The sequence below is a fragment of the Pseudoalteromonas sp. PAR1 genome (assembly GCF_947311895.1).
In the GTDB taxonomy this organism is placed as follows: Bacteria; Pseudomonadota; Gammaproteobacteria; order Enterobacterales; family Alteromonadaceae; genus Pseudoalteromonas; species Pseudoalteromonas lipolytica_C.
In genome coordinates this window covers 130,637-146,141 of record NZ_CAMZMY010000001.1, presented here as the reverse complement: position 1 = coordinate 146,141, position 15,505 = coordinate 130,637, and the positions used below count along the sequence as shown (strand labels likewise).

At 41.4% G+C, this 15,505-nt stretch carries 12 protein-coding genes; 10 read left to right on the top strand and 2 right to left on the bottom strand.

All coding sequences use genetic code 11. The features are described from left to right. The first annotated feature begins 27 nt into the window (after positions 1-27). From QL229_RS00675 to QL229_RS00630, 10 genes are all read left to right on the top strand, one after another. Positions 28-1,866: a DUF294 nucleotidyltransferase-like domain-containing protein gene (locus QL229_RS00675; protein WP_281546399.1), complete on the top strand. Its 1,839-nt coding sequence runs from the start codon at positions 28-30 to the stop codon at positions 1,864-1,866. Positions 1,867-1,874: 8 nt separating this feature from the next. Next, positions 1,875-2,498 (top strand): 3'-5' exonuclease, encoded by a 624-nt coding sequence (locus QL229_RS00670; protein WP_235383257.1) that lies wholly within the window; start codon positions 1,875-1,877, stop codon positions 2,496-2,498. Continuing rightward, the gene (locus QL229_RS00665; RefSeq protein ID WP_199526297.1) at positions 2,495-2,956 is read left to right on the top strand and encodes an isoprenylcysteine carboxylmethyltransferase family protein; all 462 of its coding nucleotides are present in this window, start codon (positions 2,495-2,497) and stop codon (positions 2,954-2,956) included. The genes QL229_RS00670 and QL229_RS00665 overlap by 4 nt, the downstream gene beginning before the upstream one ends. 375 nt (positions 2,957-3,331) lie before the next feature. Next, on the top strand, positions 3,332-4,348 hold the full coding sequence (epd, locus tag QL229_RS00660) for an erythrose-4-phosphate dehydrogenase (RefSeq protein WP_235383258.1): 1,017 nt from the start codon (positions 3,332-3,334) through the stop codon (positions 4,346-4,348). A 42-nt stretch (positions 4,349-4,390) separates the two neighbouring features. Continuing rightward, positions 4,391-5,566 carry a phosphoglycerate kinase gene (locus QL229_RS00655; protein WP_199526296.1) on the top strand — a complete coding sequence of 392 codons (1,176 nt, stop codon included), beginning with the start codon at positions 4,391-4,393 and terminating at the stop codon, positions 5,564-5,566. A gap of 198 nt (positions 5,567-5,764) precedes the next feature. Then, a complete protein-coding gene (gene fba / locus QL229_RS00650) occupies positions 5,765-6,829 on the top strand; it encodes a class II fructose-bisphosphate aldolase (RefSeq protein ID WP_063703260.1) in 1,065 nt (354 codons plus the stop codon). A 399-nt stretch (positions 6,830-7,228) separates the two neighbouring features. Continuing rightward, positions 7,229-8,179 carry a porin gene (locus QL229_RS00645; RefSeq protein WP_135925993.1) on the top strand — a complete coding sequence of 317 codons (951 nt, stop codon included), beginning with the start codon at positions 7,229-7,231 and terminating at the stop codon, positions 8,177-8,179. Positions 8,180-8,324: 145 nt separating this feature from the next. Next, positions 8,325-9,014 carry a phosphate regulon transcriptional regulator PhoB gene (phoB, locus tag QL229_RS00640; protein WP_054551169.1) on the top strand — a complete coding sequence of 230 codons (690 nt, stop codon included), beginning with the start codon at positions 8,325-8,327 and terminating at the stop codon, positions 9,012-9,014. Positions 9,015-9,070: 56 nt separating this feature from the next. Next, positions 9,071-10,402, top strand: a complete 1,332-nt coding sequence (gene phoR, locus QL229_RS00635) for a phosphate regulon sensor histidine kinase PhoR (protein WP_135925992.1) — start codon at positions 9,071-9,073, stop codon at positions 10,400-10,402. A gap of 91 nt (positions 10,403-10,493) precedes the next feature. Then, positions 10,494-11,462: a phosphate ABC transporter substrate-binding protein PstS family protein gene (locus QL229_RS00630; RefSeq protein ID WP_135925991.1), complete on the top strand. Its 969-nt coding sequence runs from the start codon at positions 10,494-10,496 to the stop codon at positions 11,460-11,462. A gap of 52 nt (positions 11,463-11,514) precedes the next feature. On the opposite strand, the gene mdoH is transcribed toward QL229_RS00630, so the two are convergent. Both mdoH and QL229_RS00620 read right to left on the bottom strand, forming a co-directional pair. Next, complete coding sequence (gene mdoH, locus QL229_RS00625; RefSeq protein WP_135925990.1) at positions 11,515-13,497, bottom strand: glucans biosynthesis glucosyltransferase MdoH; 1,983 nt, start codon at positions 13,495-13,497, stop codon at positions 11,515-11,517. After that, the gene (locus QL229_RS00620; protein WP_235383260.1) at positions 13,469-15,187 is read right to left on the bottom strand and encodes a glucan biosynthesis protein G; all 1,719 of its coding nucleotides are present in this window, start codon (positions 15,185-15,187) and stop codon (positions 13,469-13,471) included. The genes mdoH and QL229_RS00620 overlap by 29 nt, the downstream gene beginning before the upstream one ends. Positions 15,188-15,505: the final 318 nt, after the last annotated feature.

Here is a 15,505-nt window from a genome sequence, read left to right as displayed (position 1 = left end):
TGTCTCTATTTTATTGCGAGAATGACCATGAATACCGAGCAACAGGAAGTCGCCCAATTTGTGATGCAACAAACGCCGTTTAATCAGCTAGATAGCGCTGCATGCGAGTATTTTGTTAATCATCTCGATATTATTTATCTGACCCGAGAGAATCAAAATCAGTGGTTAAGCTCTGATAATTTACGGTTATTTTTAATTCGCTCTGGCGACTACGACTTAGTCGACCCAAAAGGCGATGTGATCACTAAATTATCAGGTGGCGATTACTTTGGTTTTCCGTCACTGTTAACTGGCGAAGCGATTCAAAATAGCATTTCAGTGCAAAAGGAAGGCATTGTTTACATGCTAAACCAAGCGGCATTTGATTACTTACGCCGAGAGTACAAGGTGTTTGAGCAATACTTTGTTCGCGCCCATAAAAACCGTTTATTGTCGTCTCATTATAAAAGTCAAAACGACAGTTGGTCGGAGAAAAAAATTTGCGAATTGATGAATCGCAAAGCGGTCACTTTGGCGCCAGAGGCAAGTATTCGTCAAACCGCTAAAAAAATGAAACAGCATGGTGTTTCGTCGATTATGCTAACTGAGCATGATCGCCTCGTTGGGGTCGTGACCGACAGAGACTTACGCAATCGCGTATTGGCCGATGAGGTTGACCCTCAAGAGTCAGTAAGTAGCATCATGACCTGTAAGCCCAAGTTTATTTTTGAAAACAATCGCGTGTTTTCGGCATTGCACTTAATGCTTAAGCACAACATCCACCATTTACCTGTGCTTGATGAACATCACAAACCGCTTGGTATGCTCACCAGCACAGATTTGCTGCGTCAGCAAAAAAGCGATCCAGTGCAATTGATTGGACGAATTTATAAAGCGCATAGCGTGGTAGATTTAAAGCGTTATTCGCAAGAGATACCCGGCTTGTTAAAAGGCTTTTCAAACAATATTGATGACATCTCCTTGATTGGTAAATTATTAAGTGGCTTAACCGATGCACTGACTTCGCGGTTAATCCGTTTGTTCCAAGAAGATAATGGCGCGGCACCAACCAGCTTTAGTTTTATTTGTTTTGGTTCACAAGCAAGGGAAGAGCAAACATTGCATTCAGACCAAGATAATGGCTTGTTACTACCTGATGATTTAACGGACGAACAACAAGATTACTTTAAGCGTATGGGCGAATATGTCTGTGAGCATTTAATTGAGTGCGGCATAAAACGTTGTCCTGGCAATATCATGGCGAGCAATGCAGAATGTCGAATGGGCATTAACGCTTGGACTGAAAAGTTTCATAAGTGGATCACCTCACCGACACCAGAGGCGATGCTCAATTGTAAGATATTTTTTGACTTACGTTTTATAGAAGGTTCCACTACCTTATATGCACGCTTTTGTGAGCAGCTAAAACGCATTTCTAAGAATGACTTATTCTATGCGGCTATGGCGAGCGACATTAAAAATACCCCAGTGCCCATTGGTTTGTTCAATCAGTTCAAATTAGAAAAAGACGATAAACAGCATAAATACCTCGACTTAAAAAAACGCGGTGTGGTGATCATTAACGACATAGTGCGTTTATATTCCCTCAAAGCGGGTATTCAGCGCGCTAATACCCAAGAGCGCATAGACGCGTTAATGAAATTTTCGCTACTCAATAAAGATGACCTATATAACTTAAAAGACTGTTGGCGCTTTTTAACTCAACTGCGTTTAGGCACGCAAATTAACGAAGAGGGGCTGCCTAGCAACTGCATTAACCCAAATGCGTTGAATTCATTGGAGCGACATCAATTAAAAGAAGCATTTTATTTGGTTAAGCAGGCGCAGCAAGCCGCCGCATTTAAGTTTGCTCGCGGTAGTTTATAGGAGAGGGTATGGTTAAACGCTGGTTAAGTCGGTATTTAGCGCGAAAGCAACTTTTGGCAGCTGATGCCTATAAAGAGCGCTATGTAGTGATAGACATGGAGTTAACGGGCCTTGACCCTCGCCAGCACGAAATTGTTTCGGTGGCGTGGGTAATGATAGAAGATCAGTGCATCAAATTCAGTGGTGCGCAGCACTTAATAAATAAAGACGTGCAAAGCTTAGAGCAAAGCCCGATTTATCACGGTATCGCTAAACATGATATCGCTGCAGGTGAGAGCCTCGAAACCATTCTTGGCAAGCTGCATCAGCATTTTGGTGAGTGCATTCTAGTGTTTCATAACGCGGCACTAGATTGGGGGTTCTTAAAACAGGCGTGCAGAACGCTTGGTTTAGATGCAAAGGCGCGTTTAATTCTTGATACCTTCGTTATTGAAAAAAAACGCCTGCACCAGCAAGGCCACGAAATTGGCCACGATGATTTAACACTAAGCGAATGTCGCAAGCGCTACAACTTACCGCATTACAGCTCGCACCATGCCCTTACTGATGCGATGGCAACGGCCGAGTTATTCTTAGCACAGTGTCATCAAATTAGTCGTGGTAAGGCATTGAAAGTAGGAGAGCTTGTGTGAATCAGTTAGAATTAAAAGTGCCCCCAGTTGCGCTGGTTTTGATCATTGCGTTGATGATGTGGGGCACAGCAGAGTTGTTTACGAGTTTTAGCTTCTCGTTTTTTGCAGCATCTTTTGTAGCACTACTCATTGCATTTTCAGGTGTGGTGTTTGCTTTATTAGGTGTTTATCAATTTCGCAAGCAAGGCACGACCGTTGACCCTCGAATTCCAGAACAGTCAGCAAGTCTTGTTACCAGTGGTGTTTATCAATTTAGCCGTAACCCAATGTATGTAGGTATGTTATTAATGCTAGTTGGTTGGGGAATCTATCTTGGTAATATTGCGAGTTTTATTATGCTGCCGATATTTATTCTTTATATGAATCGATTTCAAATTATGCCAGAAGAAACGTTTATGGCAGAGAAGTTTGGATTAGCATACCAGCAATACAAAAAATCTGTTCGTCGCTGGCTATAAAGGATTAAAGAAAGAGACAGAGGTTGCTAACGCAGATTTATTTACCTTGCCCTCTTATAAAAACTTTTCAGGTCGATTACCAAAATTGTGCCATCTAGGGTTGTTAAAGTAGTTTTATTTACCTTGCCCTCTTATAAAAACTTCAAAGGTCGATTACCAAAACTGCGCCATCTAAAACATACTAAGCAATTTTTATTTTTGCAGACCTCTTATAAAAACTCTTCAGGTCGATTACCAAAATTGAGCCATCTAGGGTTGTTAAAGTAGTTTTATTTACCTTGCCCTCTTATAAAAATGTGTAAGGTCGATTACAATACCGCCATCTAAAAGGCAGCTGCCTTTATCTGCAAGCAAATAGAGTGGATTTTCTTCTTCATGGCAATCAAACTTGCAATTAATGGTTTTGGTCGAATCGGGCGCAATATCGTCCGTGCCCTGTATGAATCTGGGCTTGAAGATCAACTCAAAATTGTCGCTATTAACGAATTAGCCGACCCAAAGGGCATTGCCCATCTCCTTAAATACGATACATCTCATGGCCGCTTTTCATTCCCTGTTAATCTTGGCGAAGATACTTTAACGGTTGCTAACGACTCTATAGCCTTATTTGCAGAAGAAAACCCTGCAGAACTGCCTTGGCAAACACTAGATATTGATGTGGTTCTTGAATGTACTGGGGTGTATCACTCACGTGAACATGCAGAGCTACACTTAGCTGCGGGCGCAAAAAAAGTATTGTTTTCACAGCCAGCAGATGCTGATGTTGATGCCACAATTGTGTATGGTATTAACGATGATGAGCTAAAAGCAGAACATACGATTGTTTCAAATGGTTCATGTACCACAAACTGTATTGTGCCAGTGATTAAAGTGTTAGATGACGCATTTTCAATTGAATCTGGGGCCATTACGACGATTCATGCCTCGATGCATGATCAACAAGTGATTGATGCGTATCATCATGATTTGCGTCGTACTCGCGCCGCAAGCCAGTCTATTATTCCGGTAGATACAAAGCTTGCGCGTGGTATTGAGCGCATTTTGCCTAAGTTTCATAGTCGCTTTGAGGCCATTGCTGTTAGGGTACCAACTATCAATGTGACGGCGATGGATTTAAGTGTAACAGTGAATACCGATGTGAATTTAGCGACTGTCAATCAAGCACTTAAGTTAGCAGCAAAAGACCGTCTTGAAGGTATTTTAAGCTACACAGAAGAGCCATTGGTATCGGTAGATTTTAATCATGACCCACATTCTTGTATCATAGATGGCACTCAGACACGTGTTAGTCATAAACGACTGATAAAGTTGTTAGTGTGGTGCGATAATGAGTGGGGCTTTGCTAATCGTATGCTCGACACTGCGCGTGCGATGATGGCTGTAAGCCAATAATGTATAAATATAATATTAGTATCGTTAACTAAGGAGAAGTCCATGTCGGTCATTAAAATGGCAGATTTAGATTTAAACGGCAAACGCGTGTTAATTCGTGAAGATTTAAATGTGCCTGTAAAAGAAGGTAAAGTGACCTCTGATGCACGTATTCGTGCAGCATTACCAACTATTAAATTAGCGTTAGAAAAAGGCGCTAAAGTAATGGTGATGTCACACCTTGGCCGCCCTACGGAAGGGGAATATGATGAAGCGTTTTCACTCGCCCCTGTTGTTGATTATTTAAATAATGCTCTTGAGCAAACTGTTCGTCTTGAAAAAGATTACCTTGATGGTGTTGACGTAGCAGACAACGAAGTGGTTGTTTTTGAAAACGTGCGTTTTAACGTTGGCGAAAAGAAAAATGACGAAACACTGTCTAAAAAATTAGCTGCATTATGTGATGTTTACGTAATGGATGCATTTGGTACGGCTCACCGTGCACAAGCATCGACTCACGGTGTGGGCTTATTTGCTGATGTTGCATGTGCAGGTCCACTTCTTGCGGCCGAGCTAGACGCACTAGGTAAAGCGCTTGATAACCCCGCTCGTCCTTTAGTGGCTATCGTTGGTGGCTCTAAAGTATCGACTAAGTTAACTGTACTTGATTCGCTATCTAAAGTGGTTGATCAACTTGTAACGGGTGGTGGTATTGCTAATACCTTCATCGCGGCAGCAGGGCACCCAGTAGGTAAATCTTTATTTGAAGCTGATTTAATCGATGAAGCAAACAAATTAAGTGCAGCTGCAAAAGCGAATAATGGCGAAATTCCTGTACCAACAGATGTTGTTGTAGGTAATGAATTCTCTGAATCTGCAGTAGCGACACTAAAAGATGTGACTGAAGTAACAGATGAAGACATGATTTTTGATATTGGCCCTGATACAGCAAACCAATTAGCAAAAATTATTGCTAATGCGGGTACCGTTGTATGGAATGGTCCAGTAGGTGTATTTGAATTTGATCAATTCGGTAACGGCACACGTGCTATTGCAGATGCGATTGCTAACTCAAATGCATTCTCGATTGCTGGTGGCGGTGATACGCTTGCAGCGATTGATAAATACGGCATTGCCGATAAAGTTTCTTACATTTCAACCGGTGGCGGTGCTTTCCTTGAATTTTTAGAAGGGAAAAAACTACCAGCAGTTGCTATGCTTGAAGAACGTGCTAAGTAATTAGTGCGAAAGCTAGCGTAGTTGTTAAGTAATTACGCTGGTTTAGCTGTTTATAAAATACCTCTCACCCTCATTTTATTTACAGCTATTACGGTAGGCGACAGCTTCTCGCGATGCAGTGATGCATCAAAAAATAACTTATATCCGTTCAAACTAGATGGTAGGTAACTACTGTCGATACAATTTGGAGAATACCAAATGGCTTTAATCAGTATGCGACAACTTCTTGATCATGCAGCTGAAAATGGTTATGGCGTACCTGCGTTTAACGTTAATAACCAAGAGCAAATGCGTGCAATTATGGAAGCGGCTGACAAAACAAACAGCCCAGTAATTGTACAAGGTTCTGCAGGCGCTCGCGCCTATGCCGGTGCCCCTTTTATTCGTCATATGATTTTAGCTGCCGTTGAAGAATGGCCACATATCCCAGTTGTAATGCATCAAGACCACGGTACATCACCGGGTGTATGTCAGCGTTCAATCCAATTAGGCTTTTCATCAGTAATGATGGATGGCTCATTAATGTCTGATGGTAAAACCCCTTCAAGCTACGAATATAATGTTGATGTAACACGTCAAACAGTTGAAATGGCGCATGCTTGTGGTGTGTCTGTTGAAGGCGAGTTAGGTGTTTTAGGTTCACTTGAAACAGGTGAAGCAGGTGAAGAAGATGGCGTTGGTGCAGAAGGTAAACTGTCTACGGATCAAATGCTAACAGATCCAGAAGAAGCGGCTGACTTCGTCCGTAAAACGAAAGTGGATGCACTGGCTATCGCTTGTGGTACATCACATGGTGCGTACAAATTCACTCGTCCACCAACAGACGATATCTTAGCGATTGATCGCATCAAAGAGATCCATGCCCGTATTCCTAACACTCACTTAGTAATGCATGGTTCGTCTTCAGTGCCACAAGAGTGGTTAGAAGTGATCAATCAATACGGTGGTGAAATCCCTGAGACTTATGGTGTGCCAGTAGAGCAGATCATCGAAGGTATTAAGTATGGTGTTCGTAAAGTAAATATCGATACCGATCTTCGTTTAGCATCAACAGGTGCTATTCGTCGTCACTTAGCTTTAAACCCAGCTAACTTCGATCCACGTAAATACTTAGCAGAAGCAACGAAAGCAATGACTGAGATCTGTGTTGCTCGTTACGAAGCCTTTGGTACTGCGGGTCAAGCGGCTAAGATCAAGCCAATCTCTTTAGATGATATGCACCTTAAATACTTATCGGGTGAACTTGATCCACAAATCAAGTAATTGATAATAAGTTGAAAAAGCCGGCTTTTTGCCGGTTTTTTATTGCCTTGATCAAGACGGATCATCGGTTTACTTACTCATGCACCTCAGGATCAGTGTTTTACTAACCTTGGCTTTCACGGATCATTATTTTACTAGTTGTAGACTGATCAGGGGCTTTTCTTTGTTCACCTTTTAAACAATGGGCTGATCGCCCTAACATTAAATCAACAAGTTAACGTACTCTCTAAGTAAAAAACTGATCTGTGATTGATCAACTTAGTAAAAGCCTGATCCTGATCTGATTTAGTTGGTAGATCAGTGATCCGTGATTTTTATTTGAAATATCCTCTCCTTGCCTTGACCAAAAGCCCTTTATGTTCGATTTTTAAGTTACTGCTTAAATTAAGGATCGCTACCATGAAAAAACCTGCCATGATGTTGTCGAGCTTTGCTATGTGCTTTATTTCCTTTCATAGTGCTGCCGAAGCAGTAGATGTATATGGACGGGCTCATTTAGGGATTGCTAACAGCGACACTGGAAATGGCAGTGAAACTTCCATAGAGAGCTACAACTCACGAATGGGGATCAAAGGTAGTGGTGATATAAGTGATGGTTTAAAAGCCGTATATAAATTTGAATTTGCGGTTAATGCCGCTGATCAAGACAGCGATGGTAAAACTGAAGAGAATATTACCGCACGTAATCAATATGTAGGTTTACAAGGCAGTTATGGGCAAATTGTGATAGGCCGTCATGATACTGCGTTGAAGGTCGCACAAGGCAAAGTTGATTTAATGAATGACTTTAATGGTGATATTAAGGCTTTGTTTAATGGTGAAAACCGTCTTGGTGATGTGCTGCATTATAACTCACCAATAGTTGGTAATATGCAGTTTGTAGTGACCTATATTGCTGAAGATAACTCCAAACAAAATGATGAAACAGGTATTTCTGCAGCGATAACATATGGTGATAGCAAGCTTAAAAAAGCGCCTTATTTTGTAAGTGTTGCCCACGACAGTAAAGTAGCAGGTTACGATACAACACGGTTTACTGCGCAAGGTAAATTAGGTGAGCTAACCTTAGGCGGTATGTATCAACAAAGTGAAAAAGTATCGGGTTCAAACAAAGAAGATGGCTTTTTAGTCAGTGCCTCTTATAAAATTGATAAATATAAATTACTCGCACAATATCAAGACTCTGATGGTGACTTTGGCAAGCTCAAAGATTCAGGCAGTGGTACCTCAGTCGGTGTGGAGCGAAGCCTGTCAAAACAAGCACGTATGTATATGTGGTATACGCAATTTTCACTAGATAATAATTCTGATGAAGATCATTTAGCAGTCACTTTAAGGTATGATTTTTAGCCTGAAAAGGCTGTTTTTTCCTTAAAATTGCTTATTTTTACGCTGATTTTTTTGAAGTTTTTGAGTTACTCGTTAGACTTTCATAAAAATGTCATACTTAGTCATAATAATGAAACCAGTTCGCTAACGTAAGAGATAAATTGGAATGTCACGTAAAGTACTAGTCGTCGATGACGAAGCGCCTATCAGAGAGATGCTGGTTTTTGTTTTAGAACAAAATGGTTTTCAAGCAATTGAAGCAGAAGATTATGACTCTGCTATTGAAGCGATGGTTGAGCCATACCCAGATATGGTTTTATTAGATTGGATGTTACCTGGTGGTAGCGGAATCCAAATCGCTAAAAAGTTCAAGCAAAATGAATATACTCGTCAAATCCCTATCATAATGCTGACAGCGCGCGGTGAAGAAGAAGATAAAGTGCGCGGATTAGAAGTAGGTGCTGATGACTACGTAACAAAACCTTTCTCACCAAAAGAATTAATGGCGCGTATTAAAGCGGTTATTCGCCGTGTTTCACCTACTTCATTAGAAGAAGCTATTGAAGTTCATGGTTTACGCCTTGACCCAATTTCACACCGTGTAACATCAGAAGGTAGTGAATTAGATATGGGACCAACAGAATTTAGACTACTGCATTTTTTCATGACTCATCCTGAACGTGTTTACAGCCGTGAACAATTACTTGATCATGTATGGGGAACAAATGTATACGTAGAAGACCGTACTGTTGATGTGCATATTCGTCGTCTACGTAAAGCGATTGCACCATTGGGGCATGACCGTTTAGTGCAAACCGTTCGTGGTGCAGGCTATCGTTTTTCAAGTAAATTATAAGTGTCATAGGAATGACCTTAACAAGCTAATTTACATACTTAAGGTAAAGTGAGTGTATGTATCGAGTAGTGAATAAACAGGCGTTAGCAAAACGCCTGTTTATGTATTTCTTACCCTTGTTATTAGTTGGCGTACTTGTAGGTGCGCCTTTTTTGCTTTTATTTTTAGGCTCTTTTGCACTTCTAATTTGGCATTATCATCAATTATATCGCCTCAGCGATTGGCTCCTTAATCAACGTAGTTTTAACCCACCTGAAGGGGAGGGAGCGTGGGAGCAAGTCTTTGAAGGGATTTATCATTTACAACATCGTAACCGTAAAAAACGCAATGAACTGGCAGATTTAATACGCCGTTTTCGAGATGGTGCTGAAGCGGTACCTGATGCCGTTGTGGTACTACAAAAAGATCTCAGTATTATATGGTGTAACCAGCTAGCACTTAAAGTGTTAGGGCTACAATGGCCGACCGATCATGGGCAACGCTTAGATAATCTTATTCGCGATCCCAAATTTGCTAAGTATATGCACAAAGCCTGTTTCGATGAACCGCTCGAGCTTGATGGTGGCCACAGCTACGATCAAACTCTAGAGTTTCGTGTTATGCCTTATGCAAGTTCGCAGTTGATGATGGTAGTGCGTGATGTCACGCGCTTAAAGCAACTAGAACAAATGCGAAAAGATTTTGTGGCTAATGTGTCTCATGAGCTAAGAACACCGCTTACGGTGGTAACCGGTTACTTAGAAATGCTTGATTCAGAAAGCCTGCCACCTCCTGCAATGTGGCACAAAGCGCAAACGACTATGCTCGAGCAATGTAAGCGAATGGACAGCTTGGTTAATCAATTGCTGTCGCTGTCGCGGATTGAAGGGGCGCGTCGTCAAGATAACGACAAGCCTGTCAATGTACCGCAGCTGCTTACCTATATTCAAACTGAGGCACAGTCACTAAATCAAGATAAAGGTCATGAACTGATTTTTAACATTGATGCCAGCCTCGATATAAAAGGTGCTGAAGATGAATTGCGTAGTGCCTTTTCTAACCTTGTTTTTAATGCCATTCATTACACCAAGCCTGGCGGCAAAATCGTGGTTGATTGGCAGCGTAAAAATGACCAAGCTTTATTTAGTGTGACCGATAATGGCGATGGCATTGCCGCAGAGCACATAAACCGCTTAACGGAACGTTTTTATCGTGTAGACAAGGCTCGTAGCCGCACTACTGGTGGTTCTGGCTTAGGTTTAGCTATTACAAAACATGTACTTACACGTCATGACAGCCGTTTAGATATTCGCAGTCAATTAGGAAAGGGTTCAACTTTTTCGTTCGCATTTGGTAATGAAAAAATCGTATCGATAGTAGAAAAAATTGAAAAAACTGCAAAGTCATAAAAATGTCATTTTAGAGTAATCTAACTGTCATCTAGTGTCATTAGAGTAGACCGCAGTTAGGAAATGGGACGAACAAATCGGAGTAACCCCTATGAAATTCAAAAATCTCGTTGCCGCAATGGGTGTGGCTGTAACAACATTTGTATCAGCACAAGCAGCTGCAGTAGATAAAGATATGCCTGAGTACACAAAAACAAGTGGTATCTCTGGTAACTTCTCATCTGTAGGTTCTGACACGCTTGCAAACATGATGACGTTCTGGGCAGAAGAGTACAAACGCTTCTATCCAAACGTGAACATCCAAATTCAAGCAGCGGGTTCTTCAACGGCTCCACCTGCATTAACTGAAGGTACAGCAAACTTCGGCCCTATGAGCCGTCGTATGAAGTCAAAAGAAATTGAAGCATTCGAAAAACGTTACGGCTATAAGCCAACTGAAGTACGCGTTGCAATCGATGCACTTGCTGTATTCGTACACAAAGACAATCCAATCAAAGGTTTACGTATTGACCAAGTTGACGCGATTTTCTCTTCTACACGTAAATGTGGTGCTGAAGCAGAAGTTAACCGTTGGAGCGATGTTGGTCTAGAAGGCGATTGGGCTGCAAAAGATATTCAGCTTTACGGTCGTAACTCAGTATCGGGTACTTACGGTTACTTTAAGAAAAAAGCACTTTGTAAAGGTGACTTCCGTAATAACGTAAACGAACAGCCTGGTTCTGCATCTGTAGTACAGTCAATCTCTTCGTCAGTGAACGCGATTGGTTACTCAGGTATCGGTTATAAAACATCAGGTGTACGTACAGTACCACTTGCTAAGAAAGGCGATAACTTTGTTGATGCAACATTAGAAAACGTAGCAACAGGTAAATACCCACTATCTCGTTTCTTATATGTTTACGTGAACAAGCACCCTAACAAGCCTCTTGCACCAATTGATGCAGAGTTCTTAAAAATGGTGTTATCTGTAGATGGTCAAAAAATTGTTGAGAAAGATGGTTATGTGCCACTTTCAGGCAAAATGGCAATGGCTGAACTTAAAAAGCTAGGCCTTCTGTAACAACCATACAGACATAGCTAAGAAAACCGCTCATTGAGCGGTTTTTTTTCGTTTAGCTTTTGGCAAAGAGCTTGGCTTTAATACGTTGCTGAGCAATACGTACTTGCTTACGCTTTTTACCCGAAGGTGCCTTAAAGCTTTGAATTGGCATTACCGTAGGGTATTCATTCGGTAATGCAGGAACACTAAAGTCAGCATGTTCATCTTTTGGTAAACCAATTTCTTGTTGGTGTACACGAAGTGCCGCTAAAGTATCATCGTTTTCAACTTCACTTGGGCATAAAAATAAACCCATTTTACGCATTTTAACACCTAAGCCGATGCTACTTGAGTAGCGTACAATCGGTGCAGCCAAAATAAGACCCACTAAAATAGGTGATAACCACCAAAAGAAGGTTGGTGTGAAGTAGTAAGCGACGCCTCCCCAAATAATTGCGGTAATAGTCGAAAATAACGTATAACCAATCGCTTCTTTCCAAGGCACCATGCGGCCTTCACGAGGCTGTGCATCCCAACTGACTTTTTTACCCAAAAATACGCATACTACAAAATAGCTATGAAATACCATCATTAGCGGTGCAATCACAATCGCAAAAATGGTTTCGATGACTGAACCTGCAATAAGCTTCATGGTGCCGCCAAAGGCTTTGTTACGGTGTACCAAAGTTACAATAACACCCATTAATTTTGGCAGTAACAACAGCACGGCAGTAATAAATAATAACGAATCAATTAAATCTGTTTTGGCAATTTGCCAAGTAGGGAAAAGCTGATAAGCATGGTTAAAATACACGTCACTATTCAGCGCACGAGTCACCGCATCTAAGGTACTTAATGCCAGCATAGATAACCAAATTAACGATGAGATATAGGCTGTGGCACCAAATAAAAAGTGCATTTTACTCATTAGCTTAAGGCCAGATTTAGGCAATAAACCTAAATGCTGGATATTACCTTGCACCCAACGTCTATCACGAATCGCATAATCAAGAATATTACTTGGTACTTCTTCGTAACTACCTTCAACATCGCTCAGCAGTAACACATCCCAGCCACTACGATGAAGAAGTGAAGCTTCGACGAAGTCATGACTTAAAATCTCACCACCAAATGGGGCATTGCCTTTTAAAACTGGCAGACCGCAGCATTTAGTGAATGCCTCAACGCGAATAATGGCGTTGTGACCCCAGTAGTTTGCTTGGTTTGTTTGCCAAAAAGCAGAACCGGTTGCTAGCATCGGGCTATATAAAATTGAGGCAAACTGTAAAAAGCGACCAAAAAACGTGTCTTGGCGAACTGGAATTGGAATAGTTTGGATTAAGCCTGATTTTGGATTACTGATCATGCTAGCAGTAAGCTCGAGCATACACTGACCCGTCATAATGCTATCGGCATCAAGTACAATCATGTGATCGTATTGGCTACCCCAACGTTCACAAAAGTCGGTTAAGTTACCTACTTTACGGTGTTTATTGTCTTCACGGCGACGATAAAAGGTATGCTTTGCTAAATCACCTAAGCGTTTAGTGAGTGCATTCCATGCTTTAAGTTCATTACGAGCAATTTCAGGGTCTTGCGTATCACTAAGCAAGTAAAAGTCGTAATGTGGCATCTGCCCTGTTTTTGCCAGCGAGCGAAGGCTAACTTCAAAACCAGCTATCACACGTTCTGTATCTTCATTGTAGATAGGCATAACAATGGCTGTTTTAGTTTGGCTTAAGGCATGCTGATCAATCTCGATTGGTTTTTGACGTTTTAAGGTCAACGGGTCAATACGAAATAATTGCAGGATGAAGCCCATACAGCCACTACAAAAGGCTGTAACAATCCACGCGAAGGTGACTGTAAATAATGCCAGTAAAGCGTACTCAAGCGGTGTCATGCCGTTAGAATTTAAAATATCGAACATGATCCACACGCCATAGGCGGTAATGGTGAGCGCTAGGCTCGAAAAAAGCCAAGCGCGTGTTTTTTTGAACGGCATTGCTGTTGCTTCTAATGCTTTACTATTGGACGTCGTTTGGATACCAGACATAGCTCCATACCTCGCTGATTTCTTTGTCACGTAGTTTTAACGATAAGCGCATATCTACAGGCTTATCTCCCTCTGGCGCCACTTTAAAGGCTACGCGCCATCCTTGATTATTTGGTAACTGCTGCACAGTTTTATCGCTCACTTGACCTGATGACAGGGTTAAATCGGCCATCATGGCAAAATTAGCTGAAAGTTGATTGATGTTTTCACCACTAAAATCTACGGTAAATTGACGATGACTTTTCGGTGGCGGATTCTTCTCACCCGGAAGTGCAGCACTACCAATTCGGGTTCTTAACACACTCGCTTTATCTTGAGTTGCAAGCGTGGCATTGAAAGTTGAAAGCTTGTAACTAAAGCTTAAGTTGTCACCGGCTTTCATTGGCTGCTCTGGCACCCAATAGCTAACAATATTGTCGTTGGTTTCTGTATCTGTTGGGATCTCAACTAACTCAACGCGTCCTTTACCCCACGCACCAAGTGGCTCAATCCACATGCTCGGACGATTATGGTAATGTGCCTCGGTATCAAGGTAGTTATTAAAGTCACGGTCTCGTTGCGCTAAACCAAAGCCTTTTGGATTATCGTAGCTAAACGAAGTAACGCTTAATTTTTTTGGGTTATTCAGTGCACGCCAAACCCATTGACCTTGTTCTGATTGCATCAAGAGACCATCAGAGTCATGCACTTCTGGGCGGTAATCATCAAAAAACTTGGTACTGTTTTCACCGTGATAGAACATGCTTGTTAAAGGGGCAATCCCAAGTTTTTTAATGTCTTTACGAGCAAAGATCTGCATCTCGGTTTTTACTTCAGTATTGGTAGAAGGTGTTAATTCAAAGCGATAAGCACCTGATACTGATGGGCTGTCTAATAGGGCATAAAGCACGATAGTGGTATCTTCGGGTGCTGGTTTTACTAACCAAAACTCTTTAAACACTGGGAACTCTTCACCTGAATTCAAGGCAGTATCAATAGCAAGACCGCGGGCTGAAAGACCATATACTTGATGCGGGCCTACTAAACGAAAATAAGAAGCACCTTGGAATACTGCAACTTCGTCTTTGTACTCATTATTATTGAGTGGAAAATGCAAGCGGAAACCTGCATGACCAAGTTGTGTATTGGCAATTGCTTTACTGATCTCTTGTTCTAATGGTGCAGCGGTTGCATCGTAACGATAGTAATCTGTTTTAAATGGTAAACTCTTTACTTCAGCATTTTGCTCAACAGTATTAATAGCAACCGGTGAACGGTATAAAAAGCCTGGGTGGAATAACTGCACTTCATACAGGCTTTGATCTTTCCAAATTGCTTTATCAGTACGAAAACGGATTGCACGATAATCTTGATAGCCGATGCTTGTTAATGCTTCAAGCTCTAAATCTTTTGGTGCAACATACGGTTCAGATGCTAATTTCTTTGCGCGAGCCTTGATGACTTCAAATAGCTTTTCTTGAGGAATCGTGATCATTGCAGGCTTAAGCTCAACAGCAGTATTATCCTTTACTTGCTGTTTTTCATTTTCGGTAGCTTGAACCTTGACGGCTGTTTGTTCTGTTTCAGTCGCTTTTGGCTGGTCTGGGTCTTCAATAGCGTAACTAGTACCTGCACTCATGGCTAATAATACGCCCAAGAAGGTCTTCTTTTTGACAGCGCTGAAGAGCTTAGTTCGGGTTTCTGGTCTCATTCAATTTTCCTTTAGCCGTAAATCACGTTAATTCATTCATATCTCTTAGCAATTACTGAACCCATAATAAAAACTAATATTCTCAATGGCTTTGAGTTCGTACAGTAAATGCGAGTTGGTAAAAATTTGAAATTAGTGAGAAACAATTACACGGTTGCAGTTGTTTATTCGTCACCAATATGGAGAAGTTTAATGAACGAAAGCTTGCCCTAATATGAATAGCTTAAAGGACGAACAAAAATATGAACAAAATTACCATAGGCTTAATTGTGAAAGCGAAATTGTAATCGAGGAGGGGAGTGCAGGCACTGAAGGTGT